General features: G+C 70.6%; 23 protein-coding genes. 11 read left to right on the forward strand and 12 right to left on the reverse strand.

The genetic code is table 11. The features are described 5' to 3' along the window. Positions 1-25 precede the first annotated feature (25 nt). Complete coding sequence (locus tag AC0N04_RS05640) at positions 26-427, forward strand: thioredoxin (RefSeq protein ID WP_474279544.1); 402 nt, start codon at positions 26-28, stop codon at positions 425-427. A 49-nt stretch (positions 428-476) separates the two neighbouring features. On the opposite strand, the gene AC0N04_RS05645 is transcribed toward AC0N04_RS05640, so the two are convergent. The 10 genes from AC0N04_RS05645 to AC0N04_RS05690 all read right to left on the reverse strand — a co-directional run bounded on the left by AC0N04_RS05645 (position 477) and on the right by AC0N04_RS05690 (position 10,188). Further along, positions 477-2,303 carry an ABC transporter ATP-binding protein gene (locus AC0N04_RS05645; RefSeq protein ID WP_474279546.1) on the reverse strand — a complete coding sequence of 609 codons (1,827 nt, stop codon included), beginning with the start codon at positions 2,301-2,303 and terminating at the stop codon, positions 477-479. A gap of 123 nt (positions 2,304-2,426) precedes the next feature. Continuing rightward, positions 2,427-2,849, reverse strand: coding sequence for a YidB family protein (locus AC0N04_RS05650; protein ID WP_474279548.1), 423 nt, complete (start codon positions 2,847-2,849; stop codon positions 2,427-2,429). A gap of 179 nt (positions 2,850-3,028) precedes the next feature. After that, positions 3,029-3,757 carry a 16S rRNA (uracil(1498)-N(3))-methyltransferase gene (locus AC0N04_RS05655; RefSeq protein WP_474279550.1) on the reverse strand — a complete coding sequence of 243 codons (729 nt, stop codon included), beginning with the start codon at positions 3,755-3,757 and terminating at the stop codon, positions 3,029-3,031. A 43-nt stretch (positions 3,758-3,800) separates the two neighbouring features. Next, the gene (locus AC0N04_RS05660; RefSeq protein WP_474279552.1) at positions 3,801-4,334 is read right to left on the reverse strand and encodes a hypothetical protein; all 534 of its coding nucleotides are present in this window, start codon (positions 4,332-4,334) and stop codon (positions 3,801-3,803) included. 78 nt (positions 4,335-4,412) lie between these two features. Beyond that, positions 4,413-6,095, reverse strand: coding sequence for a long-chain-fatty-acid--CoA ligase (locus AC0N04_RS05665; RefSeq protein ID WP_474279554.1), 1,683 nt, complete (start codon positions 6,093-6,095; stop codon positions 4,413-4,415). A gap of 88 nt (positions 6,096-6,183) precedes the next feature. Beyond that, positions 6,184-6,960 (reverse strand): 5'-methylthioadenosine/adenosylhomocysteine nucleosidase, encoded by a 777-nt coding sequence (locus AC0N04_RS05670; RefSeq protein WP_474279556.1) that lies wholly within the window; start codon positions 6,958-6,960, stop codon positions 6,184-6,186. A gap of 90 nt (positions 6,961-7,050) precedes the next feature. Continuing rightward, entirely contained in the window at positions 7,051-8,487 is a 1,437-nt protein-coding gene (locus AC0N04_RS05675) for an NAD(P)(+) transhydrogenase (Re/Si-specific) subunit beta (RefSeq protein WP_474279558.1), read from the reverse strand. After that, entirely contained in the window at positions 8,484-8,696 is a 213-nt protein-coding gene (locus tag AC0N04_RS05680) for a hypothetical protein (protein WP_474279560.1), read from the reverse strand. Before AC0N04_RS05680 ends, AC0N04_RS05675 begins: the two co-directional genes overlap by 4 nt. After that, on the reverse strand, positions 8,693-9,004 hold the full coding sequence (locus AC0N04_RS05685) for an NAD(P) transhydrogenase subunit alpha part 2 (RefSeq protein WP_474279562.1): 312 nt from the start codon (positions 9,002-9,004) through the stop codon (positions 8,693-8,695). The genes AC0N04_RS05680 and AC0N04_RS05685 overlap by 4 nt, the downstream gene beginning before the upstream one ends. Before the next feature lie 53 nt (positions 9,005-9,057). Next, positions 9,058-10,188, reverse strand: a complete 1,131-nt coding sequence (locus AC0N04_RS05690) for a Re/Si-specific NAD(P)(+) transhydrogenase subunit alpha (RefSeq protein ID WP_474279564.1) — start codon at positions 10,186-10,188, stop codon at positions 9,058-9,060. Positions 10,189-10,392: 204 nt separating this feature from the next. Between AC0N04_RS05690 and AC0N04_RS05695 the strand changes: the two genes are divergently transcribed. Next, entirely contained in the window at positions 10,393-10,881 is a 489-nt protein-coding gene (locus AC0N04_RS05695; RefSeq protein ID WP_474279566.1) for an NUDIX hydrolase, read from the forward strand. A gap of 95 nt (positions 10,882-10,976) precedes the next feature. Then, positions 10,977-12,092, forward strand: a complete 1,116-nt coding sequence (gene mnmA, locus AC0N04_RS05700; RefSeq protein WP_474279568.1) for a tRNA 2-thiouridine(34) synthase MnmA — start codon at positions 10,977-10,979, stop codon at positions 12,090-12,092. A gap of 13 nt (positions 12,093-12,105) precedes the next feature. Here the strand turns inward: mnmA and AC0N04_RS05705 are convergent, their stop codons facing one another. After that, positions 12,106-12,732: a thioredoxin fold domain-containing protein gene (locus AC0N04_RS05705; RefSeq protein WP_474279570.1), complete on the reverse strand. Its 627-nt coding sequence runs from the start codon at positions 12,730-12,732 to the stop codon at positions 12,106-12,108. A 155-nt stretch (positions 12,733-12,887) separates the two neighbouring features. On the opposite strand from AC0N04_RS05705, the gene AC0N04_RS05710 reads away from it, so the two are divergent. From AC0N04_RS05710 to AC0N04_RS05725, 4 genes are read left to right on the forward strand one after another with little or no spacing between them, the layout of a single operon-like run. Next, a complete protein-coding gene (locus AC0N04_RS05710; RefSeq protein ID WP_474279572.1) occupies positions 12,888-14,180 on the forward strand; it encodes an efflux RND transporter periplasmic adaptor subunit in 1,293 nt (430 codons plus the stop codon). Then, positions 14,177-14,872, forward strand: a complete 696-nt coding sequence (locus AC0N04_RS05715) for an ABC transporter ATP-binding protein (RefSeq protein ID WP_474279574.1) — start codon at positions 14,177-14,179, stop codon at positions 14,870-14,872. The genes AC0N04_RS05710 and AC0N04_RS05715 overlap by 4 nt, the downstream gene beginning before the upstream one ends. An 18-nt stretch (positions 14,873-14,890) precedes the next feature. Next, on the forward strand, positions 14,891-16,048 hold the full coding sequence (locus AC0N04_RS05720) for an ABC transporter permease (RefSeq protein ID WP_474279576.1): 1,158 nt from the start codon (positions 14,891-14,893) through the stop codon (positions 16,046-16,048). Positions 16,049-16,060: 12 nt separating this feature from the next. Next, the gene (locus AC0N04_RS05725; RefSeq protein WP_474279578.1) at positions 16,061-17,233 is read left to right on the forward strand and encodes an ABC transporter permease; all 1,173 of its coding nucleotides are present in this window, start codon (positions 16,061-16,063) and stop codon (positions 17,231-17,233) included. 32 nt (positions 17,234-17,265) lie between these two features. Here AC0N04_RS05725 and AC0N04_RS05730 read toward each other — a convergent pair whose 3' ends face one another. Beyond that, positions 17,266-17,973: a hypothetical protein gene (locus AC0N04_RS05730; RefSeq protein ID WP_474279580.1), complete on the reverse strand. Its 708-nt coding sequence runs from the start codon at positions 17,971-17,973 to the stop codon at positions 17,266-17,268. A gap of 273 nt (positions 17,974-18,246) precedes the next feature. Between AC0N04_RS05730 and AC0N04_RS05735 the strand changes: the two genes are divergently transcribed. From AC0N04_RS05735 to AC0N04_RS05750, 4 genes are all read left to right on the forward strand, one after another. After that, a complete protein-coding gene (locus tag AC0N04_RS05735; protein ID WP_474279582.1) occupies positions 18,247-18,891 on the forward strand; it encodes a TenA family transcriptional regulator in 645 nt (214 codons plus the stop codon). Further along, complete coding sequence (locus tag AC0N04_RS05740; protein ID WP_474279584.1) at positions 18,888-19,835, forward strand: crotonase/enoyl-CoA hydratase family protein; 948 nt, start codon at positions 18,888-18,890, stop codon at positions 19,833-19,835. Before AC0N04_RS05735 ends, AC0N04_RS05740 begins: the two co-directional genes overlap by 4 nt. 55 nt (positions 19,836-19,890) lie before the next feature. Next, on the forward strand, positions 19,891-21,681 hold the full coding sequence (locus AC0N04_RS05745; RefSeq protein ID WP_474279586.1) for an ATP-binding protein: 1,791 nt from the start codon (positions 19,891-19,893) through the stop codon (positions 21,679-21,681). A gap of 120 nt (positions 21,682-21,801) precedes the next feature. Further along, positions 21,802-22,848: a GGDEF domain-containing protein gene (locus AC0N04_RS05750; protein WP_474279588.1), complete on the forward strand. Its 1,047-nt coding sequence runs from the start codon at positions 21,802-21,804 to the stop codon at positions 22,846-22,848.

A 22,848-nucleotide genomic window follows, 5' to 3' on the forward strand; every position in this document is an offset into this window, starting at 1 on the left:
GCCGCGCGATGGCACACTCGCGCCCATGCTTGCGGCTCCCGACGCTCCCCGAACCGACGCCCCGGTCCCGTTGCTGGTCACCTGCCTGTGCGCCGGCTGGTGCCTGACCTGCGACGCCTACCGGGCCGTGTTCGACGCCGTCGCAGCCCGTCACCCCGGCCATCGCTTCGTCTGGGTGGACATCGAGGACCATGGCGACGCGCTGGAGGAAGCGCCCGGCGGTGCGCCCGACATCCAGGACTTCCCCACCCTGGCGCTGCAGGGCGGCGACGACGTGCCGGTGTTCTTCGGCCCGGTGCTGCCGATTGCGGCGGTGCTGGAGCGGCTGGTGAGCGAAGCCGGGCGGGGCGGGCTGCCCGCCACCGCGGCTCCGGCCGGCCAGGCGCTCGCCCCCATCCTGCGCCGGCTGGCCGCGTCGCTGGCTTGAGCGAGCGCAGGCCAGTGCCTGCAGCCCGGAGGGACCGCCTTCGTCCGGCTCAGGCCTCGCCGAGAAAGCCGCCGCTTTGGTGGGCCCACAGGCGCGCATACAGCCCACCCGCGGCCAGCAGCTGGGCGTGATCGCCTTCCTCGACGATGCGCCCGCCCTCCATCACGATCAGCCGGTCCATCGCGGCGATGGTGGACAGGCGGTGGGCGATCGCAACCACGGTCTTGCCCTCCATCAGCCGGTACAGGCTGTGCTGGATCGCCGCCTCCACCTCGCTGTCGAGCGCGCTGGTGGCCTCGTCAAGCAGCAGGATGGGCGCGTCCTTCAGCATCACCCGGGCGATCGCAATGCGCTGGCGCTGGCCGCCTGACAGCTTGACGCCGCGCTCGCCCACGTGGGCGTCGTAACCGGTGCGGCCCTTGGGGTCGGACAGCGCCTGGATGAAGTCATGCGCCTCGGCCCGCATCGCCGCCGATCGCATCGCGGCGTCGTCCGCATCCGGGCGGCCGTAGAGCAGGTTGTCGCGCACCGACCGGTGCAGCAGCGAGGTGTCCTGCGTCACCATGCCGATCTGGGCGCGCAGGCTGTCCTGCGTGACGGTGGCGATGTCCTGGCCATCGATCACGATGCGACCGCCTTCCAGGTCGTGAAAGCGCAGCAGCAGGTTGACCAGCGTCGACTTGCCGGCCCCCGAGCGGCCGACCACGCCGATCTTCTCGCCCGACCGGATGTGCAGATCCAGGTTCTCGATGACCGGTCGCTTGCCGCCGTAGCTGAACGACACGTTCTCGAACCGGATCTCGCCGCGCGGCACGCTCAGCGTCGTCGCGTGGTCCGCGTCGCGCACCGCCGGCGCGCGGGTCAGCGTCTGCATGCCGTCCTGCACCGTGCCGATGTTCTCGAACAGGCCGGCGGTCTCCCACATGACCCAGTGCGACACGCCGTTGAGCCGCAGCGCCATCGCGGTCGACGCCGCCACCGCGCCCGGCCCCAGCTGGCCATGGGTCCACAGCGTGAGCCCGACCGCCGCGCACCCCAGCACCAGCGCGACGTTGAGTGTCTGCATCGCCACCTCCAGCTGGCTCGTCAGCCGCATCTGGGGGTAGGCGGTGGCCATGAAATCGCGCATCGCCGAGCGGGCATGTTCGGCCTCGCGGCGGGTGTGCGAGAACAGCTTGACGGTGGCGATGTTGGTGTAGGCATCGGCGATGCGGCCGGTCATCAGCGAGCGCGCGTCGGCCTGGGCCTGGCCGATCCGGCCCAGTTGCGGCACGAACCAGCGCAAGGCCGCCAGGTACAGCAGCAGCCACCCCAGGAACGGCAGCAGCAGCCACAGGTTGAACGACGCCACCACGCCGACGATGGTCGCGAAATAGACCACCACGTAGACCAGCACGTCGGCCACGGTCATCACGGTGTCGCGCACGGCCAGCGCGGTCTGCATGAGCTTGGTGGCGACCCGGCCGGCGAATTCGTCCTGGTAGAAGCTCAGGCTCTGCGCCAGCAACTGACGGTGGAAGTTCCAGCGCAAGCGCATCGGAAAATTGGCGAACAGCACCTGGTACTTGCACAGCGCCCAGGCGCTCAGCAGCAGTGGGCTGGCCAGCAGCAGGCCGCCGAACAACCACAGCGAACCCTGGGCCTGCGCCCACCAGGTGGCCCGGTCGGCCTGGCTCAGCCCGTCGACGATGTGGCTCAGGAAGCCGAACAGCAGCGCCTCGAAGCTGCCGAAGGCCGCGGTCAGCAGCACCAGCCACAGCAGCGGCCCGCGCAGGCCCTGGCTGCAGGCCCAGATGAAACGCAGCAGCCCGTATGGCGGCACCGGGGGCACCGCGTCGGGGTAGGGGGAAATCAGTCGTTCAAAACGCGCGAACACGCAGCGGCTCCCTGGCAATGGCTCGACCCGCAGGGTAGCCCATCCAGGTCCGTTCGCCAGGCCGCACGCCTCGGTGGCGGCGTGGTGTCGGGGGGCCGCCTCCCGGCGCCCCCCGCAGCAGGTTCAGTGGCCGCCCATCAACCCGCCCAGCAGGCTGCCGAGTTCGTCGCCCAGCCCGCCGGCAGGCACCTGCCCGTTGGGGGTGACCTGGTTGACCACCTGGGGCAGCAGCTGGCTGAGCTGGGTGGCCAGGTCGCCATGCGACAGGCCGGTCTGCTGCGCCAGGTTCTGCAGCACGCCGCTGCCCAGCACCGACTGCAGCTGATCGGCCGAGATCGGCAGGTTCTGGCCGTTGGAGACCCACGAACCGACGACATGGCCCAGGCCGCCCTGCTCGAACTGCTGCACCAGCCCGGCCAGCCCGCCGATCGACGAGTTGTTGCCGAGCAGGCCCACCACGGCATTCAGCAGGGCGGCATTGCCGCCGGCCGCCGGGGCCCCCTGTGCGCCGCCCAGCATGCCCATCACTGAATCAAGCAATCCCATCGCCCTGTCCTTCCATGCGGTGTGCCCGCTTTCCCGTGCGCCGACGTGGCGCCACCTTGGCGGGCGATTGCAGCATGGCCGGCGACCCGCGGCAAGCGGCCCGACGGAACGGCGTGACGGGATCGCGGCCGGCGTGGCAGGCAGGGCACACGAGGCCCGCCGTCGCACGGCGGCCAAGATCAGCGCAGGCCGACGTAGGCCAGCGCCGCCAGCGGCGCGGTGTCCGCCCGCAGCACGCGGGGACCGAGGCTCAACGCGCCGAAGCCGCGGCTGAGGGCGAGCGCCTCCTCGGCCGGCGCCAGCCCGCCCTCGGGCCCGCTCAGCAAGGTCAGCGCGGCGAGGTCCGGGGGCAGCGCCGCGACGGGCTGCGCGTCGTCGGCAAAGCTCAGCACCTGGCGGGCCTCGCCCGGCGCCGGCGCCGGCAGGCCGGCGAGCCACTCGGCCAGCGAGCGCACCGGGGCCACCTGCGGCAGCCGGGTGCGGCCGCTCTGCTCGGCCGCGGCCTGCGCCACCCCCTGCCAATGCGCGCAGCGGCGCTCGGCGCGCTCGCCCGACAGCTTGAGCACCGAGCGCGCGCACTGCAGCGGCTGGATCACCGCCGCACCCAGCTCGGTGGCTTTCTCGACCAGCGCGTCCATGCGCTCATTGGCGGGCATGCCCAGGGCCAGTGTCACGGCCACCGGCAGCTCGCGCTCCGGCGTCTGAAGCAGCGATCCGATCGTCAGGTCCACCGCCTGTCGCCCCATGCGCGTGATGCCGGCCTGCCACTGCCGGCCATCGCCGTTGAACACCGTCAGCGCATCGCCGGGCTGCAGCCGCAGCACCTGCACGTGGCGCGACGATTCGGGCGACAGGGTCAGGGCCGCGCCCGGGTGCAGGGCCGTGGGCAGGTACAAGCGAGGCGTCATGCCGTCAGTGTGCCCCAGGCACCGCAGCGCGCGGCCGCGGCCGTCAGACCCGGCTGGATTCGCGCGGCGCGCGCTGGGTGCACTCGGCCAGCAAGGCCGCGAAGCGCGTCAGCGCCGCGTCGCCCTGATCGCCGCGGACCTGGTCCAGCAGGCGCTGCGCCAGGACGCGCAACTCGGCCGGCCCGTCGCAGCGCTCGATTTCCAGCGCGAAGCGGTAACCGCGCACCAAGCCGAGGGCTTCCTTGCTGAAGGCGTTCAACGCTTCGTAGAGCGGCCTCTGTCCGGCTTGCTGGATCTGACGCGCCACGGCCAACGCCTGCGCATCGGCGGGCGGCGGCTCGCCACCCGCGCCTGCCGGTGGTGGCGGCGCCGGCAGGTCAACCGTCGCCAGCAGGCGCTCGGCGAGCATCCACTGCAGGTCGGCCTCCGTGCAGCCCTTGACCTGCGTCAGCCAGAAGCCGGCGGGTTGGCTCGCGTTGATGATCAGCAGCAGATTGCGCAGCGGCCGCGACAGCCGGCGCGCGTTGGACTGGATCTCCGCCTGACCCTCGGCGGTGCGGACACATCGGTACTGCATGTCGTCTTTGCACTGAACATCTTGCCGGGAAGACCGCCATCACTGCCCGGCCCCGCGCCATGCGGCCGGCCGAGGCGCCTAGCGCGCCGGAGCCTTGTCCCGCAACTCGCGCCGCAGGATCTTGCCCACCGGCGTCTTCGGCAGATCGGTTCTGAATTCGATCAACCGCGGCCGCTTGTAACCGGTGAGATTGGCCTCGCACCAGTGTCTCACATCGGCCTCGGTGAGTGCAGGATCTTTCTTGACGATCACCACCTTGACGGCCTCGCCCGCTTTCTCGTCGGGCACGCCGACGGCCGCGCACTCGAGCACCCCGGGCAGTTGGGTAAGCACGTCCTCGATCTCGTTCGGATAGACGTTGAACCCGGACACCAGGATCATGTCCTTCTTGCGATCGACGATGCGGAAGTAGCCGCGCTCGTCGACGATGCCGATGTCGCCGGTGCGGAAGAAGCCGTCGGCGGTCATCACCTTGGCGGTCTCGTCGGGCCGCTGCCAATAGCCGGCCATCACCTGCGGGCCGCGGATGGCAATCTCGCCGGTGGCGCCCATCGGCACTTCGCGGCCGTCGTCGTCCAGCAGCATCAGTTCGGTGTTGGGCATCGGCAGGCCGATGGTGCCGGTGTAGGCCGCCGTGTCGACCGGATTGCAGGTGGCCGACGGCGAGGTTTCCGACAGGCCGTAGCCCTCGCAGATCGGGCAGCCGGTCTTCTCCAGCCACAGGCGGGCCGTGGCCTGCTGCACGGCCATGCCGCCGCCCACCGAGATCTTCAGGTGGCCCCAGTCGACCTGATCGAAGTTCGGGTGGTTGGCCAGCGCGTTGAACAAGGTGTTGACCGCCGGCAGGCTGTGGAAGCGCTCGCCCGACAGTTCCTTGAGCATGCCGGCGATGTCGCGTGGATTGGCCACCAGGATGTTGCAGCCGCCCATGCGCAGGCCCAGCATCATGTTCGTGTTGAAACCGAAGATGTGATAGAGCGGCAGCGCGCAGACGGTAACGATCTGCTCGCCGGCCGGGATCTTCTTGAGCGCCGGCTGGTACCAGGCCTCGGACTGCAGCACGTTGGCCACCAGGTTGCGATGCAGGAGCACCGCGCCCTTGCTGACCCCGGTGGTGCCGCCGGTGTACTGCAGCACGGCGATGTCGTCCGGCCCGACGCCGGGCGGCGACCAGGTCTGGCGCCGCCCGCGCGCCAGCGCGTCGTTGAAGCGCACCGCGCCGGGCAGTTCGAAGGCCGGCACCATCTTCCTGACCTTGCGCACCACATGGTTCACCACCGCGCCCTTGAGCAGGCCGAGCAGATCGCCCATCGCCGCGAGCACCACCTTCTGGGTCGGCACGTGGCGCTGCACCTGCTGCAGCGTGGCGGCGAAGTTCTCGAGGATGACGATGCACTTGGCGCCCGAATCCTTGAGCTGGTGCTCCAGCTCGCGCGGCGTGTACAGCGGGTTGACGTTGACCACCACCATGCCGGCCCGCAGGATGCCCGCCACCACCACCGGGTACTGCGGCACGTTGGGCATCATCACCGCCACGCGGTCACCGCGCGCCAGACCGCTGTCCTGCAGGTACGCGGCGAAGGCGCGCGACATCTCGTCGATCTGGGCGAAGCTGAACGACCTGCCCATGAACTTGAACGCGGGCAAGTCCGCATAGGTGCGAAAGCTCTCGTCCAGCAGGTTCACCAGCGTCGGGAAGACGTCGGTCTTCACCTCGGCAGGCACGCCTGCGGGATATTGCTTCAGCCAGACTTTTTCCATCCTCGACTCCGTCTAAGCAGCTGATTTTCGGGGCCCGCTCCGGGGGCGTTCATCAGGGGATTCGATAGCGGCCGCTGGGGACAACTCCCTAGACGAGCGGCCCCCGCGCGCTCGCCGCGACCCGTCCTGCATTGTGCGGCGCCAGTGCCGCCAGCACGATGTCGCGCGAATACTCGGCGGCGACCTCGGCCAGGAAGCGCGCGAAGTCCACGTGCGCCTGGTCGTCGGCACGATCGGACACGGTCCTCAGCACCGCGAACGGTCGACCGAAGTCGGCACACACTTGGGCGACCGCCGCCCCCTCCATTTCGACCGCCAGCGCGTCCGGCAGGGCCTCGCGCAAAGCCCGGCTCTCGGCCGCCGCCGCGACGAAACGGTCGCCGCTGACGATCAGCCCCCGGTGCAGCGCCGGCGCGGCGATGCCGAACGACGCCAGCGCCGCATGCGGCCGGGACAGCACGGCCTCGGCCGCATCGGCCAGCGCCTGGGACCAGCCGGCATCCGCGCCGAAGCGCGACCGGCCCGTGCCGGGCACCTCCCAGCGGGGAAACAGCGGCGAAGCGTCCAGGTCGTGCTGGAGGAACTGTTCGCCCACCACCACGTCGCCCACCGCCACGCCGTCGGCCAGGCCGCCGGCGACCCCGGTGAAGATCAACGAGCGCACCGCGAAGCGGTCCAGCAGCAGCGCCGTGGTGGTGGCCGCCGCCACCTTGCCGATGCCGGCCAGCGCCAGCACCACCTCGTGACCGGCAAGCCGGCCGCGGTGGACCCGCCGGCCGGCCACGGTCTCGACCCGGTCGGTGATCAGCGCCGCTTGCAGCGCGGCCAGTTCGTCGGGCAGGGCGGCGATGATCGCCAACGGCATGAGGAACTCCTGTCACGGCCGGACCCGGGCCGCGGAAACGACGAAGGCGCCACCGGGGCGCCTTCGGACGGCGGCGTCAGCCGCGCTGCGTCACTCGACGGCCTTGACCATCTCCTCGACCACCTTCTTCGCGTCGCCGAACACCATCATGGTCTTGTCCATGTAGAACAGCTCGTTGTCCAGGCCGGCGTAGCCGGCGGCCATCGAGCGCTTGTTGACGATGATGGTCTTGGCCTTGTAGGCCTCCAGGATGGGCATGCCGTAGATCGGGCTGCCCTTGGTCAGCGCGGCCGGATTCACCACGTCGTTGGCGCCCAGGATGATGGCCACGTCGGCCTGGCCGAACTCGCCGTTGATGTCTTCCATCTCGAAGACCTGGTCGTACGGCACCTCGGCTTCGGCCAGCAGCACGTTCATGTGGCCCGGCATGCGGCCGGCCACCGGATGGATCGCGTACTTGACGGTGACGCCCTTCTCGGTGAGCTTTTGCGCCAGCTCCTTCACCGCATGCTGCGCGCGCGCCACCGCCAGGCCGTAGCCGGGCACGATGATCACGGTCTCGGCGTTGCTCAGCACGAAGGCCGCGTCGTCCGCGCTGCCGCTCTTGACCGGGCGCTGCTGCTGGGCGCCGCCGGTGGCCGCCGCCGCATCACCACCGAAGCCGCCCAGGATCACGTTGAAGAACGAGCGGTTCATCGCCTTGCACATGATGTAGCTCAGGATCGCACCCGAGCTGCCCACCAGCGAGCCGGCGATGATCAGCATCGCGTTGTCCAGGCTGAAGCCGATGCCGGCCGCCGCCCAGCCCGAGTAGCTGTTGAGCATCGACACCACCACCGGCATGTCGGCGCCGCCGATCGGGATGATGATCAGCACGCCCATCACGAAGCCCAGCCCGCAGATCAGGCCGAAATCGAGCGTGCTCTGCGAATGCCAGAAGCCGACGATGAAGAACAGCGTGGCCAGGCCCAGCGCGGCGTTGAGCTTGTGCTGGCCCGGGAAGGTCACCGGCGCGCCCTGGAACAGGCGGAACTTGTACTTGCCGCTGAGCTTGCCGAACGCGATCACCGAGCCGCTGAAGGTCACCGCACCGATGAACGCGCCCAGCGCCAGCTCGATGCGGTTGCCCTGCGGGATCGGCGGCACGCTGCCATCGGCCAGCTTGGTGACGATCTGGAACGCGTAGGGCTCGACCACCACGGTGGCGGCGATGAACACCGCGGCCAGGCCGATCATGCTGTGCATGAAGGCGACCAGCTCGGGCATCTTGGTCATCTCGACCCGCTTGGCCATCGTGGCGCCGGCGCCGCCGCCCACGACCAGGCCCAGCAGCACCCAGGCCAGGCCGGACGGGCTGCCGGACAGCTTGACGATCAACGCCGCGGTGGTGATCGCGGCGATCGTCATGCCGGTCATGCCGAACAGGTTGCCGCGAATCGAGGTGGTGGGGTGTGACAGACCCTTCAAGGCCTGGATGAAGCAGACGCTCGCAACCAGGTACAGCAGGGTGACGAGGTTCATGCTCATGCGCGGCCCTCTTGGCGTGATGTGGACGATGAAGACGAGGCCGCGATGGCCTGGCGCACGCGGCGCACGATCAGGGATTCGACCACCAGCGTGGCCAGCCCACCGGCCACACCGACGGCCGGCGAGGCCATCTCGGCCAGCACCACGCCGATGAAGCCAGCATTGAGCAGGCCGACGCTGCCGATGGCGAACATCACCAGGCCGTTCATGACTTCACCTCGGGCTTCCTGTCCTTCTTCTTGAACATCTCCAGCATCCGGCGGGTGACCAGGAAGCCGCCGAAGACGTTGACCGCGGCCAGCGTCACCGCCAGCACGCCCATGGTCTTGCCGAGCGGGGTCTCGGTCTGCGCCGCCGCCAGCATGGCGCCGACGATGACGATGGCCGAGATCGCGTTGGTCACCGCCATCAGCGGAGTGTGCAACGCCGGGGTCACGGTCCAGACCACGTGGTAGCCGACGTAGATCGCCAGCACGAAGATGATCAGGTGGGTGACGGTGGGTGATACGAGTTCCATGCAGTGTTCTCCAGTGGCGGACGGCGCGGGTGGTCAGCCGTTCCGCGCGGTCTTCAGGCCTTCTTGATCTCGCCGTTCTGCGTCATCAGGCAGGCGGCCACGATGTCGTCGTCCAGCGGCACGTTGAACACCCCTTCCTTGGTGATGACCAGCTTGAGGAAGTCCAGCACGTTGCGTGCGTACAGCGCCGACGCATCGGCCGCCACCCGCGCGGCCAGGTTGGTTTCGCCGATGATCGTCACGCCGTGCTTGACGACCGTCTTGCCGGCCTCGGTCAGCGGGCAGTTGCCGTCGTGGCCGTTCGGCCCCTTGCCCGCGGCGATGTCGACGATCACCGAGCCCGGCTTCATCGCCTTGACCATCTCCTCGGTCACCAGCACCGGCGCGGCGCGGCCCGGGATCAGCGCGGTCGAGATCACCACGTCGGCCGCGGCCACGCGCTTGGCGACCTCGACCTTCTGGCGCTCCAGCCAGCTCGGCGGCATCGGCCGGGCGTAGCCGCCCACGCCCACCGCGGCTTCCTTTTCCTCGTCGGTCTCGTAGGGCACCTCGATGAACTTGGCGCCCAGCGACTCGACCTGCTCCTTGACCGAGGGCCGGACGTCCGAAGCCTCGATCACCGCGCCCAGACGCTTGGCGGTGGCGATGGCCTGCAGGCCGGCCACCCCCACGCCCAGGATCACCACCCGCGCCGCCTTGACCGTGCCGGCCGCGGTCATCAGCATCGGGAAGAAGCGCTGGTAGGCGTCGGCCGCCATCATCACCGCCTTGTAGCCCGCGATGTTGGCCTGCGAGCTGAGCACGTCCATGCTTTGCGCCCGGGTGGTGCGCGGGGCGGCCTCCAGCGCGAACGCGGTCAGGCCCGCGCCGGCCAGCTGCGCCAGGCCGTCCTTGTCGAACGGGTTGAGCATGCCCACCAGCGCCGCGCCGGGTCGGGTCAGCGCCAGTTCCTCGGGCGAGGGCCGCTGGACCTTCAGCACCAGGTCGGCCCCGAACGCGGCGTTGCGGTCGACGATCTGCGCGCCCACCGCCTCATAGGCGGCATCGGTGGCGCTGGCGGCCACCCCTGCGCCGGACTGCACCTTCACGGTGTGCCCCTGGGCCACGTATTTCTTCGCCGTCTCGGGGGTGACGGCAACGCGGGTCTCCCCCGCCGCCGTTTCGAGCGGAACGCCGATCAGCATGGATGTCTCCTCTCCAACGCGCTTGATTGAACCGCACACCTTCGCCCATCGCCCTGTCCGGCAACGCCCTGGCGCGGGTGCTTGTGATTGGGCGCAAAGCTTAACGGATAAGACCACCCGTCCCGCGGCGATGTGTGCCGGCTTCGCCACACGCGCCCGCGGATGCCTGGGCGCCCCGGCCGACCGCCTCGCTACCATCGGCCCATGAGCTCGCCGAGATGGACTCCCCGTGTCACCGTCGCCGCCGTGATCGAACGCGACGGGCGCTACCTGCTGGTCGAGGAACAGACCGCCGAGGGCCTGCGCCTGAACAACCCCGCAGGCCACCTGGAGCCCGGCGAATCGCTGGTCGACGCAGTCGCCCGCGAAACGCTGGAAGAGACCGCCCGCCCCTTCGTGCCCGAGGCGCTGGTCGGCGTCTATCTGGCCCGCCTGTCGCACGACGCCGCCGGCGCCGAGATCACCTACCTGCGCTTCGCTTTCTGCGGCGCCGTCGGTGACGCGCAAGCGGGTCGGCCGCTGGACGCGCCGGTGCTGCGCACGCTCTGGATGAGCATGGCCGAACTGCGCGCAAGCCGCGCGCGCCACCGCAGCCCGCTGGTCCTGCAGTGCGTCGAGGATCACCTCGCCGGCCGGCGCCATCCGCTCGGTCTGCTGCGCGCCATGGCCGATCCGTCGCTGCCGCAAAAGTAGGCATCGCCCGATTGGCATTTCTCATTGCGAAACGCCGTCCCGGATGGCCGGGCCTGCGCGCGGCGGCCTCCGGGGCGCCGCGCGACAATCGCGGCATGCGCAAACAACGTGTGGTCGTCGGCCTGTCCGGCGGCGTCGATTCCGCGGTCTCGGCCTGGCTGCTCAAGCAGCAAGGCCACGAGGTGATCGGCGTGTTCATGAAGAACTGGGAGGACGACGACGACAGCGAGTACTGCTCGTCGAACGTCGACTTCGTCGACGCCGCGGCGGTGGCCGACGTGATCGGCATCGAGATCGAGCACGTCAACTTCGCGGCCGACTACAAGGACCGCGTCTTCGCCGAATTCCTGCGCGAGTACCAGGCCGGCCGCACGCCCAACCCCGACGTGCTGTGCAACGCCGAGATCAAGTTCAAGGCCTTCCTCGACCACGCGCTGCGCCTGGGCGCCGAGAAGATCGCCACCGGCCACTACGCGCGGGTGCGCGAGCGTGGCGGGCGCTTTGAATTGCTCAAGGGCCTGGATCCGCTGAAGGACCAGAGCTATTTCCTGCACCGCCTGAACCAGACCCAGTTGGCCAGGACGCTGTTTCCGGTCGGCGAACTGACCAAGACCGAGGTGCGACGCATCGCCGCCGAGGTGGGCCTGCCGAACGCCAAGAAAAAGGATTCGACCGGCATCTGCTTCATCGGCGAGCGGCCGTTCCGCGATTTCCTCAACCGCTACCTCAGCCACGAGCCCGGTCCGATCGTCGACGACCGCGGCCGCACGCTGGGCCGGCACGTCGGCCTGTCGTTCTACACGCTGGGCCAGCGCCAGGGCCTGGGCATCGGCGGCGTGAAAGACCGCAAGGCGCCGCGCGGCGGCGGCGACCACGCGCCCTGGTTCGTGGCCCGCAAGGACCCGGCCCGCAACACCTTGGTCGTGGTGCAGGGCCACGAGCACCCCTGGCTGCAGTCGCGCTGGCTGCAGGCCGACGATCTCAGCTGGGTCGCCGGCACGCCGCCGGCCGAGGGCCTGCTGGCCGCCAAGACCCGCTATCGCCAGGCCGACGCGCCGTGCACGCTGTCGCTGGCGGCCGGCGTCATGCGCCTGGCGTTCGAGCCGCCGCAGTGGGCGGTGACGCCGGGCCAGTCGGCCGTGCTGTACGACGGCGAGGTCTGCCTGGGCGGCGGCGTGATCTCGGCGGCCGAGGCCACCGGCGCCGCGTAGCCGCCGGCCGCGCTCAGACGCCGGCCGCCGCCGCCAGCTCGGCGGTCTCCCACGCGCCCTCGTGCCGCTGTGCGACGCCGGTGCGGGGATTGCGCAGCAGGATCAGCGGCACGCTGTCGGCGCCCAGCTGGCGAAACAGCGCGGTGTTGGCCTGCACCCTGGCCTGCAGCGCCGCGTTGGGCTCCCCCATCGGCGTCAGCCCGGGGCTGCCCGACAGCACCGCCGCTTCGTTGGCGCTCATGGCCGCCGCCGGATCCGGCGCCCCCAGGATCATCGCGCCCTGGGGCGCCGAGCGCTTCTGCAGCAGGCCGACCGGCATCCACACCATCCTCAGCTTGCCCAGCAGCGGCTGCGACGCGCGCCACAGGTGGGCGCAGTGCGGACAAGTGGTGTCGAAGAACACGTAGACGGTGGGCGCCGGCGCCGCCGCGCCGATGGTGAAGCCCTGCCCCTGGCGGGACACCAGGTCCAGCGACGCATCGGGCTGCTGCACGGCTGGCGCGGCCGGGGTCTGGGCCTGGGCGGCCTCGCGCGAACAGGCGGCCAGCAGGCCCAGCGCCAGCACGCCGCTGCCACCGGCGCGGAGAAAGGCCCGGCGTTGCGGGCGGGCGAGGGGCGAAAAGGAAGAGCGACAGGTCATGGTGGATCGCATCGGACGAAAAGGCCTATTCTGATCGCCAGCACGGCACGCGGTTCCCTGGCGCGATCCGCGTGATCCGACGGGCGCGGGGCCGGCGATTTCCATGGCATGCTGCGCCCGAGCCCGGTGGAGCCGGGCCACCACCTGGACCACCGATGGCCGACCCCGCACCGAGCGCACCCGCTCCCAACGCCACCCTCCGCCTGAAGGCCTTGAGCATCGACCGCGCCGCGCCGGCACGGCGCCGTCGCCGCCGCTGGCCGTGGGTGCTGGGCGCGGTGCTGCTGGCCGCAGCGGGCTGGACGCTGTTCGGCCCCCATCGCACCGAGGTCCAGGTCGGTACCGTGCAGACCGCCTACGGCGTCCAGCAGTACGGCCAGCTCGCCGCGTCGGGCTATGTCGTGGCGCAGCGCCGCGCCGCGGTCTCGTCCAAGGCGACCGGCCGCCTGGTCGAGCTCAACGTGCGGGAGGGCAGCGTCGTCAAGCAGGGCGCGTTGATCGCGCGGGTCGACCCCAGCGACGTGCAGGCCGCGCTGGAGCTCGGCGAGGCGGGCGTGCGTCAGGCCGAGGCGGCCGTGCAGCAGGCGCGGGCCGGGCAGGCCCAGGCCCAGATCCTGCAAGCCAATGCCGACGGCGACCTGAAGCGCACCCAGGGCCTGGCGAGCCAGGGCTTCGTCTCACCCCAGGCGGTCGACGCCGCGCTGACCCGCGCCCGCTCGGCCCGCGCCGCGGCGGCCGTGGCGCAGGCCGCGCTGGCTTCGGCGCAGGCCGCCGTCGGCCAGGCCCGGGCCCAGGTCAGGGTGCAGCAGGTGAACCGCGACTCGACCGAGATCCGCGCCCCGTTCGACGGCGTGGTGCTGGTCAAGAACGCCAACGTCGGCGACCTGATCACGCCGTTCTCGAACGCCTCGGGCACCTCGGGCGCGGTGGTGACGATGGCCGACATGTCGACACTGGAGGTCGAGGCCGACGTCTCGGAGGCCAACGTCGCCAAGGTGCGGCGCGACCAACCGGTCGAGATCACGCTCGACGCGATTCCCGACCGGCGCTTTCGCGGCAGCGTCTCGCGCATCGTGCCCACGGTGGACCGGGCCAAGGCCACGGTGATGACCAAGGTGCGCTTCGAGACCCTGGACCCGCGCATCCTGCCGGAGATGAGCGCCAAGGTGAACTTTCTCTCGCAGCCGGCCACCGAGGCGGACTTCAAGCCGGTGCTGGCCGTCAGCCCGAAGGCCCTGACCGTGCGCGACGGCCGTCAGGCGGTGCTGCGCATCGCCGCCGACGACACGGTCGAGGTGGTGCCGGTGACGCCCGGGCGCACGTTGGGCGACAGCGTGGAGGTGCGGGGCAGCACGCTCAAATCCGGCGAGCGCCTGGTGCTGTCGCCGCCCGCCCAGCTCAAGGCCGGCAGCAGGATCGGCGTGGCCGCACCGGCAGGCAGTTCATGAACGCGACCCGGCCGCTGATCCAGGTACGTTCGCTGAGCAAGGCCTATCACCGCGGCGGGCAGACGATCGCGGTGCTGGAAGACATCCACCTCGACGTGATGGAGGGCGAGTTCGTCGCGCTGATGGGCCCGTCGGGCTCGGGCAAGAGCACGCTGCTGAACCTGATCGCCGGAATCGACCAGCCCGACCGCGGCACGATAGAGATCGGCGGCGTCGACATCGCCACCCTGGGCGAAGCCCGGCTGGCCGACTGGCGCGCCGCCCACGTCGGCTTTATTTTCCAGTTCTACAACCTGCTGCCGGTGCTCAGCGCGTTCGAGAACGTCGAGCTGCCGCTGCTGCTGACCCGCCTGTCGGCGCGCGAGCGCGCCGAGCGGGTGGCGGCGGTGCTGGAGATGGTGGGCCTGGGCGACCGCGCCGACCACACGCCCAGCGAGCTCTCGGGCGGCCAGCAGCAGCGCGTGGCGATCGCCCGCGCGCTGGTGACCGACCCGGCGCTGATCGTCGCCGACGAGCCGACCGGCGACCTGGACCGCGCGACCGGCGAAGAGGTGCTGCAGCTGATGGACGCGCTGGTGCGCGAGCTGGGCAAGACCATCGTGATGGTCACGCACGACCCCAAGGCCGCGGCCCGCGCGCAGCGCATCGTGCACCTCGAAAAAGGCGTGCTGGTGGACGAGGCGCCGGCCTGACCCGGCGGCGCGACCGAGATGTTCCTGTTCAAGCTGCTGCTGCGCAACGTCTTCCGCCACCGGCTGCGCACCGCGCTGACCCTGGTCGGCCTGGTGGTGGCGGTGGGGTCGTTCGGCCTGCTGCGCACCCTGATCGACGCCTGGTACACCGGCGTGGCCGCCAGTTCCAGCACCCGGCTGGTCACGCGCAACGCGGTCTCGCTGACCTTCCCGCTGCCGATCTCCTACGCCCAGCGCATCCGGGCGGTGCCAGGCGTGACCGAGATCAGCGCGTCCAGCTGGTTCGGCGGCATCTACCAGAACCCGCGCAACTTCTTCCCGCAGTTCGCGGTCCAGCCCGCGGCCTACCTGGCGCTGTACCCGGAATACCGCCTGCCGCAGGCGCAGAAGGAGGCCTTCATCAAGGATCGCCAGGGTGTGATCGTCGGGCGCAAACTGGCGCGGCGCTTCGGCTGGAAGATCGGCGACTCGATCCCCTTGCAGGGCACGATCTACAGCGGCACCTGGAATTTCACGCTGCGCGGCATCTGGGACGGCGCCGACGCCAAGACCGACGAGAGCCAGATGCTGATGCAGTACGACCTGGTCAACGAAACCATCAAGCAGCGCTTTCCGGGCCGCGGCGACACCGTCGGCGCGCTGGTGGTGGGCATCTCGAACCCGGCCGACGCCGCGCTGATCTCGCAGCGCATCGACGCCGAATTCAAGAACTCGCTGGCCGAGACCCTGACCGAAACAGAGGCCGCGTTCCAGCTCAGCTTCGTCTCGATGAGCGACACGCTGCTGGCGGCGATCCAGGCGGTGAGCCAGATCATCATCGTGATCATCATGGTCGTGATGGCCAACACGATGACGATGACCGCGCGCGAACGGCTGTCCGAGTACGCCACGCTCAAGGCGCTGGGCTTCGCGCCGGGCTTCGTCGTCAAGCTGCTGTTCGGTGAGAGTCTGCTGATCGCGTTGATCGGCGGCGGAGTGGGCATCGCGCTGACCTTTCCGGCGGTGGCCGGGATCGCCCGCGTGCTGGGCTCGTTCCTGCCGTCGTTCGTGGTCTCGCCGCAGACCGTGGCGCTGCAGGCCGGCGCCACGCTGATCGTCGGCCTGGTGGCGGCGGCGTGGCCGGCCTGGAAGATGAGCCGGATCGACATCGTGCAGGGGCTGCGCCATGTGGCCTGACGGGGCGCGCGCATGAAGGCGATCCCGCTGGCCTACGTCGCCCGCAACCTGTGGGCCCGCCGCGTCACCACGCTGCTGACGGCCGGCGGGATGGCGCTGGTGGTCTACACCTTCGCCACGGTGCTGATGATGAGCGAAGGCATCCGCGCCACCCTGGTGGCCACCGGCCAGCCCGACAACCTGCTGGTGCTGCGCAAGGGCTCGAACGCCGAGATCAGCAGCGGCATCGACCGTGTGCAGGCCGGCATCCTGGAAAGCCTGCCCGGCCTCGCCACCGGTGCGCAAGGCCAGGTGCTGGTGAGCAAGGAGACGGTGGTGCTCAACAGCCTGCCCAAGCGCGCCAACGGCAAGCCCAGCAACGTCACGATGCGGGGCACCAGCCGGGTCGGGCTGCAGTTGCGCCCGCAGGTGCGGCTGGTGGACGGCCGGCTGTTCCGGCCCGGCACCGCCGAGATCGTCATCGGCAGCGCGGTGGCGAGGGGATTTGCCGGCGCCGACCTGGGGCGCTCGCTGCGCTTCGGCGGGCGCGAATGGCGCATCGTCGGCGTCTTCAACGCCGGCCACACCGGCTTCGATTCCGAGATCTGGGGCGACGCCGACCTGATGATGCAGAGCTTTCGCCGCAGCGTCTATTCCACCGTCGTGATGCGGCTGGCCGACGGCGCCGAGGGCGTGCAGCGCGTCCAGGCCGCGATCGCCGACGATCCCCGCCTGCAGGTCGACGCCAAGCCCGAGATGCAGTTCTACGCCGAGCAAAGCCAGGCGCTGGCCAAGTTCATCAGCGTGCTGGGCACGGTGCTGTCGGCGATCTTCAGCGTCGGCGCGGTGGTGGGCGCGATGATCACGATGTTCGCCGCGGTCGCCCAGCGCACCGGCGAGATCGGCACCTTGCGCGCGCTGGGCTTCCGGCGCGGCGCCGTGCTGCTGGCTTTTCTGATCGAGAGCCTGCTGCTGAGTCTGGTCGGCGGCGTGATCGGCCTGGCCGCGGCCAGCCTGATGCAGACGGTGAACATCAGCACCACCAACTTCCAGACCTTCGCCGAGCTGGCTTTCCAGTTCAAGCTGACTGCGGGCATCGCCGCCAGGACCGTGCTGTTCGCGCTGGCGATGGGCTTCGTCGGCGGCTTCATCCCGGCTTGGCGCGCCGCGCGCCTGAACATCGTCGACAGCCTGCGCGCCGCCTGAGCCGCCGCGCGCCGGCCGAAGCCCCCACGGCGTCAATCGACCCGGACGCAGCGGTCTTGCTTGGACTGGGCCGTGACCATCACGCCGCCGAGCAGGAAGGACACCCCTTGGCGCACGTGCAACTGGCTGCCGGGCTGCACCACGGTGCCGTCGAAGGCCTCGCTGACCTGGCCGTCGGGCAGCTGCATCTCCAGCGGGCCGTTCAGCCGCGCGACCGTGACGGCCTGGCCGGTCCGCACCACGTCGACCGGCACGCTGTCGACCGCCTTGTCCATGCTGCGCACCAGCCACTGCGCCCACAGCCGGATCGCCTGGCGGCGGTTGTCCGGCCCGGCCCCCAACTCCGCGCGGTGGGCGGAACTGTTCACCAGCTTCTCGGTGTCGACGTCGCACTCGCCCATCGCCGCACCGGCCAGCTGGGCCTCGGCCGCGACGTGGCTGGGTTGGCTGTCCAGGTAGCGGCTGTAGCAGAGTTGCAGGCTGGTCCAGGCCGGGCCCTCGGGGTCCTTGACCCACAGCGGGCACGGGGCGCCGACGAAACTCAACCGGCCGACCACCACCGGCGGGCTGGACGCGGCCGCCGGCCGGTTCGAGCTGACCTGGCCGCCGACGCAGCGCTGCGGCGCATCCGAAAAGGTCACGCTGTGGCCGGACTCGCAGCGGAAGATCTGGGTCTTGGGCGCCGGCTTGGGCTGGGCCCACGCCCCCTGGGCGGCCCATGACAGGGTCCACGCCAGCACCACCCAGGCTCCGACGCAACGCCCGGAGCGGGCAGGCGCGGGCCGGTTCGATCTGACAACAAGACGCATGCCTGAAATATGCCTCAAACCGGAGCCCTTCCAGCCGCCGGTGCGGCGTGACCCGCCGGATTGTGGCGTGGGCCACGTCCGACCCACCTGTCAGAGCTGACAGTTGCCCCGGGCCGGCGCCCTCCGAACAATCGGCCAGGACTTTGCGTCGTTCCGTCCCTTCCCTCAAGACACCCGGCGCTGCGGCCCGCTTGGCCTCCCTGCATGAAATTCTTCCTCGATCTGGTCACCCGCACGGACGAAGCCCGGCGCGGCTTCGAGAACCACCCGGTCGTGATGGATGCCGTGGCCCACGGCATGTCGCTGGAGCGCTACCAGAACCTGCTGCTGGAGCTGTACCACGTGGTCTGGCATTTCAACCCGGTCAGCGCCGCCGCCGCCAGCCGCCTTCCCGACGCGCTGCGCGACGTCCGCTATTTCCTCTACCAGCACATGCAGGAGGAAATGGGCCACGAGAACTGGGTGATGAACGATCTGCAGGCCGTCGGCGTGCCGGCGGCACGCGTGCTGGCGCACGCGCCGTCGCCGTACACGCTGACGCTGACCGGCTACAACTACTGGGCGGCCGACCGGCGCCACCCCTGTTCGGTGCTGGGCATGCTGTACGCGCTGGAGGTGATCGCGTCGGTCTATGGCGGCCCGTTCGCCAACGCGCTCAGGGACCGGCTGCTGCTGCAGGGCGACGCCGGCGTGTCCTTCATCAGCTCGCACGCCACGATGGACGCCGACCACATGGCCCGCCTGCGCGAGATCGCCGACCCGATCGCCGACCCCGCCGCGCGCGACGCGATCGTCGAATCGGCCCGGATCAACCTGCACCACTTCACACAGATCGTCAAAGCCGCATGAGCCTTCGCTGCGCCGACCCGCTGCCCGCCGCGCTGGAGCGAAGCTACCGCTACATCCGCCTGCAATGGAACCAGGCGCTGGGCCTGCTGCGCGTGCGCATGCAGGTGCGGCCGATCCAGTGCTACAGCCTGGCGGTGATGGCCGAGCTGCAGCGCGCGCTCGACGACATCGACGCCCATCCCGGCCTGGTGCGCCACTATGTGATGAGCTCGGACGTGCCCGGCGTGTTCAACTTCGGCGGCGACCTGGCCTTGTTCGTGCTGCTGGTGCGGGCACGCGACCTGGACTCGCTCAAACTCTACGGCCGGCGCTGCGTCGACCTGGTCTGGTGGGCCGAGCAGGCGGCGCAGCAAGGCATACGCACCACCGTGCTGGTCGAAGGCGACACGCTGGGCGGCGGCCTGGAATCGGTGCTGCCGTTCCAGCAGATCGTCTTCGAACGCAGCGCCCAGGCCGGCTTTCCGGAGGTGTTGTTCAACCTCTTTCCCGGCATGGGCGCGTGGAGCTTCGCGATCCGGCGCGCCGGCTTCGCGGTGGCCAACGAAATGATCATGTCGGGCCGGCTCTACAGCGCCGACGAACTGCAGCGGCGCGGCCTGGTCGACCTGGTCGCCGAGGACGGCCAGGGCGAAGCCGCGGTCGAGGCGCTGGTGCGCTCGGTCGACGGCCGCCAGCGCGGCATGCTGGCCGCATTGCGGGCCCGCAGCGTCGCCGCCCCCATCCATTACGAGGCCCTGGTGACGGTGGTCGAGCAATGGGCCGAGGCCGCGCTGACGCTGACCGACCGCGACCTGCGCCTGATGGAGCGCCTGGCCCGGGCGCAGATCCGCAAGGTCGGCGGCGCCGAGGAAGGCGCGATCGAGGAAATCAAGAAGATGGAACTCGACACCGCCTGGGGCGAATTCGACGGCGGCGGCCGGCCCTCGGCCGCGCTGGCCGATTGAGGCCGCCGCCATGGCCGCAGCCCCCGCGGGCTCCCGCGCGCCCAGCGGCTGAGCGATGAACCCCGCCGCGCCCGCCGCCCCCGACGATCCGGACGTTCCCCTGCGTCGGGACCTGCTCGCGCTGTCGCTGCGCAACGCTAGCGGCAGCGTGCCCCTGCTGGCGCTGGCCGGCTGCTACGTCGCCTGGATGGGGCAGCAGGCCGGTGCGGTCCGCGCAGCGGCGGCGGTCAGCCTGCTGTCGCTGATCGCCGCCGGCTGGCGCCACCACATCGCCCACCGCTGCCTGGATCGCGACCTGACGCAGGCGGGGGTTCGGCGCACCGAGCGGGAACTGCAAGGCAACGCGCTGCTGACCGGGCTGACCTGGGCACTCGCGACGCTGTTCATCTACCCCTCGCTGAGCGCCCAGGGCGGCGCCGAGCACATCCTGGTGCTGGCCGGCTCGACGACGATGGCGGTGCACTTCATGACCCTGGTCCGCGGCTGCTATGGGCTGTTAGTGCTGCCCTCGATGGGCTCGCTGGTCGCCGTCTCGCTGGGAGCCGGCCCGGTTCACTCGCTGCCGCTGGCGCTGCTGGCCGCGCTCTATGCCGCCGCGCTGCTGCGCACCGGCGCGCGCTACCGGGACACCGCGGCCCAGGCCATCGCACACCGGGTGGCGGCGGAGCAGTCCAGCGGCTCGCTGCAGCAGGCCAAGGAAGCCGCTGAAGCCAATGCGGTGGCGATGTCGAGCTTCCTGGCCACGATGAGCCACGAGATCCGCACGCCGATGAACGGCGTGCTCGGTTCGCTGGAGCTGCTGCGCCGCTCGCCGCTGAGCGAAGAGCAGCGGCGCCTGGTGCGCGCCGCCGGCACCTCCGGCGAGACCTTGATGGCGCTGCTCAACGACGTGCTCGACCACGCCAAGATCGAGGCCGGCAAGCTGAGCCTGCGGACCGAGCCGCTGGCTCCGCAGGATCTCGCCGCGTCGGTGATCGGCCTGTTCCGCGCCAATGCCCGGGCCAAGGGCCTGGCCCTGGGCTTGCGGGTCGATCGCGACGTGCCGCCCTGGGTGGCGGGCGACGCGCAGCGCCTGTCCCAGGTGTTGCTCAATCTGGTCAGCAATGCGATCAAGTTCACCGACCTCGGCAGCGTGCAGCTGTTCGTGCGCTGCAGCGGCGAGGCGGACGGCTGGGCCACCCTGCTGTTCGAGGTCCACGACAGCGGCGTGGGCATCAGCGAGGCTGGCCAGGCGCGCTTGTTCACGCCCTTCCAGCAACTGTCCCAGGCCGAACGCCGGGCGCGCCGCGGCACCGGGCTGGGCCTGAGCATCTCGCAGCGCCTGATCGAAGCCATGGGCGGGCGCATCGAAGTCAGCAGCCAGCCCGGCGTCGGATCGGTCTTCCGCTTCTCGGTTCGCCTGCAGCGCCTGGCCGAACCCCCGCCGTCCCGCCCCGACACGGTCACCGGCGCGCTCGATCCGCTGGACGCGCTCCACGGCACGGCGCTGGTCGCCGACGACGACGCCACCAACCGCCTGATCGCGCGGGCGCAGCTGGAATCGCTGGGCCTGCAGGTGCTGGAGGCGGCCGATGGCCTGGAAGCCTTGGCGCTGGCCGAGCAGCAGCCCATCGACATCGTGTTCATGGACTGCCACATGCCGCACCTCGATGGCCTGGCCGCCACGCTGCGCTGGCGCGAACGCGAGGCCCGCCTGGGCCTGCGCAGGACACCGATCATCGCCCTGACCGCCGACGCCTACGAAGAAGACATCCGCCGCACCCGCGAGGCCGGCATGGATGCCCACCTGTCCAAGCCCTACACGCTGGCGCAGATGAAGGAGCAGTTGCACGCCTGGCTGGGCTGATCGCCAAGACCCTTGCCCGCGGCGGCCGCAGTGTCGGCCCGGGCCCAGGCCGCGCGAAGGGCGATGCGCAACGCCCCGCGGGCCTTCATCGCCGGATTGCGCCGAAGAAGAAGGATCACGATGCGTTACCTCGAATCGCGCGAGCGATGTGCCGAATTCCTGCGCCTGGCACTGGCCCGGATGGGCCGCCACCCGGCCGGTTTCCACCCGATCACCTTCACCGTCTGGTACGAATGCGCGGCCGGCATCAATCCGGCGCTCGGCGCCGAGATCGCGCAGCTCGAGGCGCGGGGACAGAGCCTGGACGACGCCGAGGTGCTTCGCCTGTACCACCGGCACATCGCGCCGGCCGACGCCGAGGCGCTGGAGCGCATCGGCCACTCGATGCAGCAGGTGATGGCCGGCGTCGCGCAATCCGCCTCGCACACCGGCCGGCACGCGGACCGGTTCGGCGCGCAAATCGGCCACCTGGCGCAGGCGCTGGCGACCTCCGAGGCCCCGCTGGCGGCCCGGCTCGACGAGGTGCGGGCCGGTGCGGCGCAGATGAAACAGTCGGTCGACGCGCTGCAGCGCCAGCTCGGCGACAGCCAGCAGGAGATCGCCCGCCTGCGCAGCGACCTCGACCGGGTGCGCAGCGAGGCGATGGTGGATCCGCTGACCGGTGTGCTGAACCGGGGCGGCTTCGAGCAGCGGATCCAGGCCTTGTTCGGCCAGCCGCCGGCCGCCGATCCGGGCCACAGCCTGATCATGCTGGACCTGGACCATTTCAAGCACGTCAACGACACCCACGGCCACCTGATGGGCGACCGGGTGCTGAAGGCGGTCGGCGAGGTGCTTCGCGCCACGGTGACCCAGCCCGGCCATTGCGTGGCCCGCTACGGCGGCGAGGAATTCGTGATCCTGCTGCCCCGCACGCCGGTGACGCAGGCGGCCCAGCTGGCCGAGGCGGTGCGCACGCGCACCCGCGCGATGAAGATCCGCCACAAGGGCAGCCAGGACCTGCTGCTGACCGTGACCGTCTCCGGCGGGCTGGCCGAATCGGCGCCCGGCGACGACGCCCAGGCGTTGATCGAGCGGGCCGACCAGGCGCTGTACCAATCGAAGCACAATGGCCGCGACCGGGTCTCGGTGCATGGCGCCGGGAGCCGCCCCTCCGCCCTCGCCTGA

The sequence above is a fragment of the Ideonella sp. sgz306126 genome (assembly GCF_056032705.1).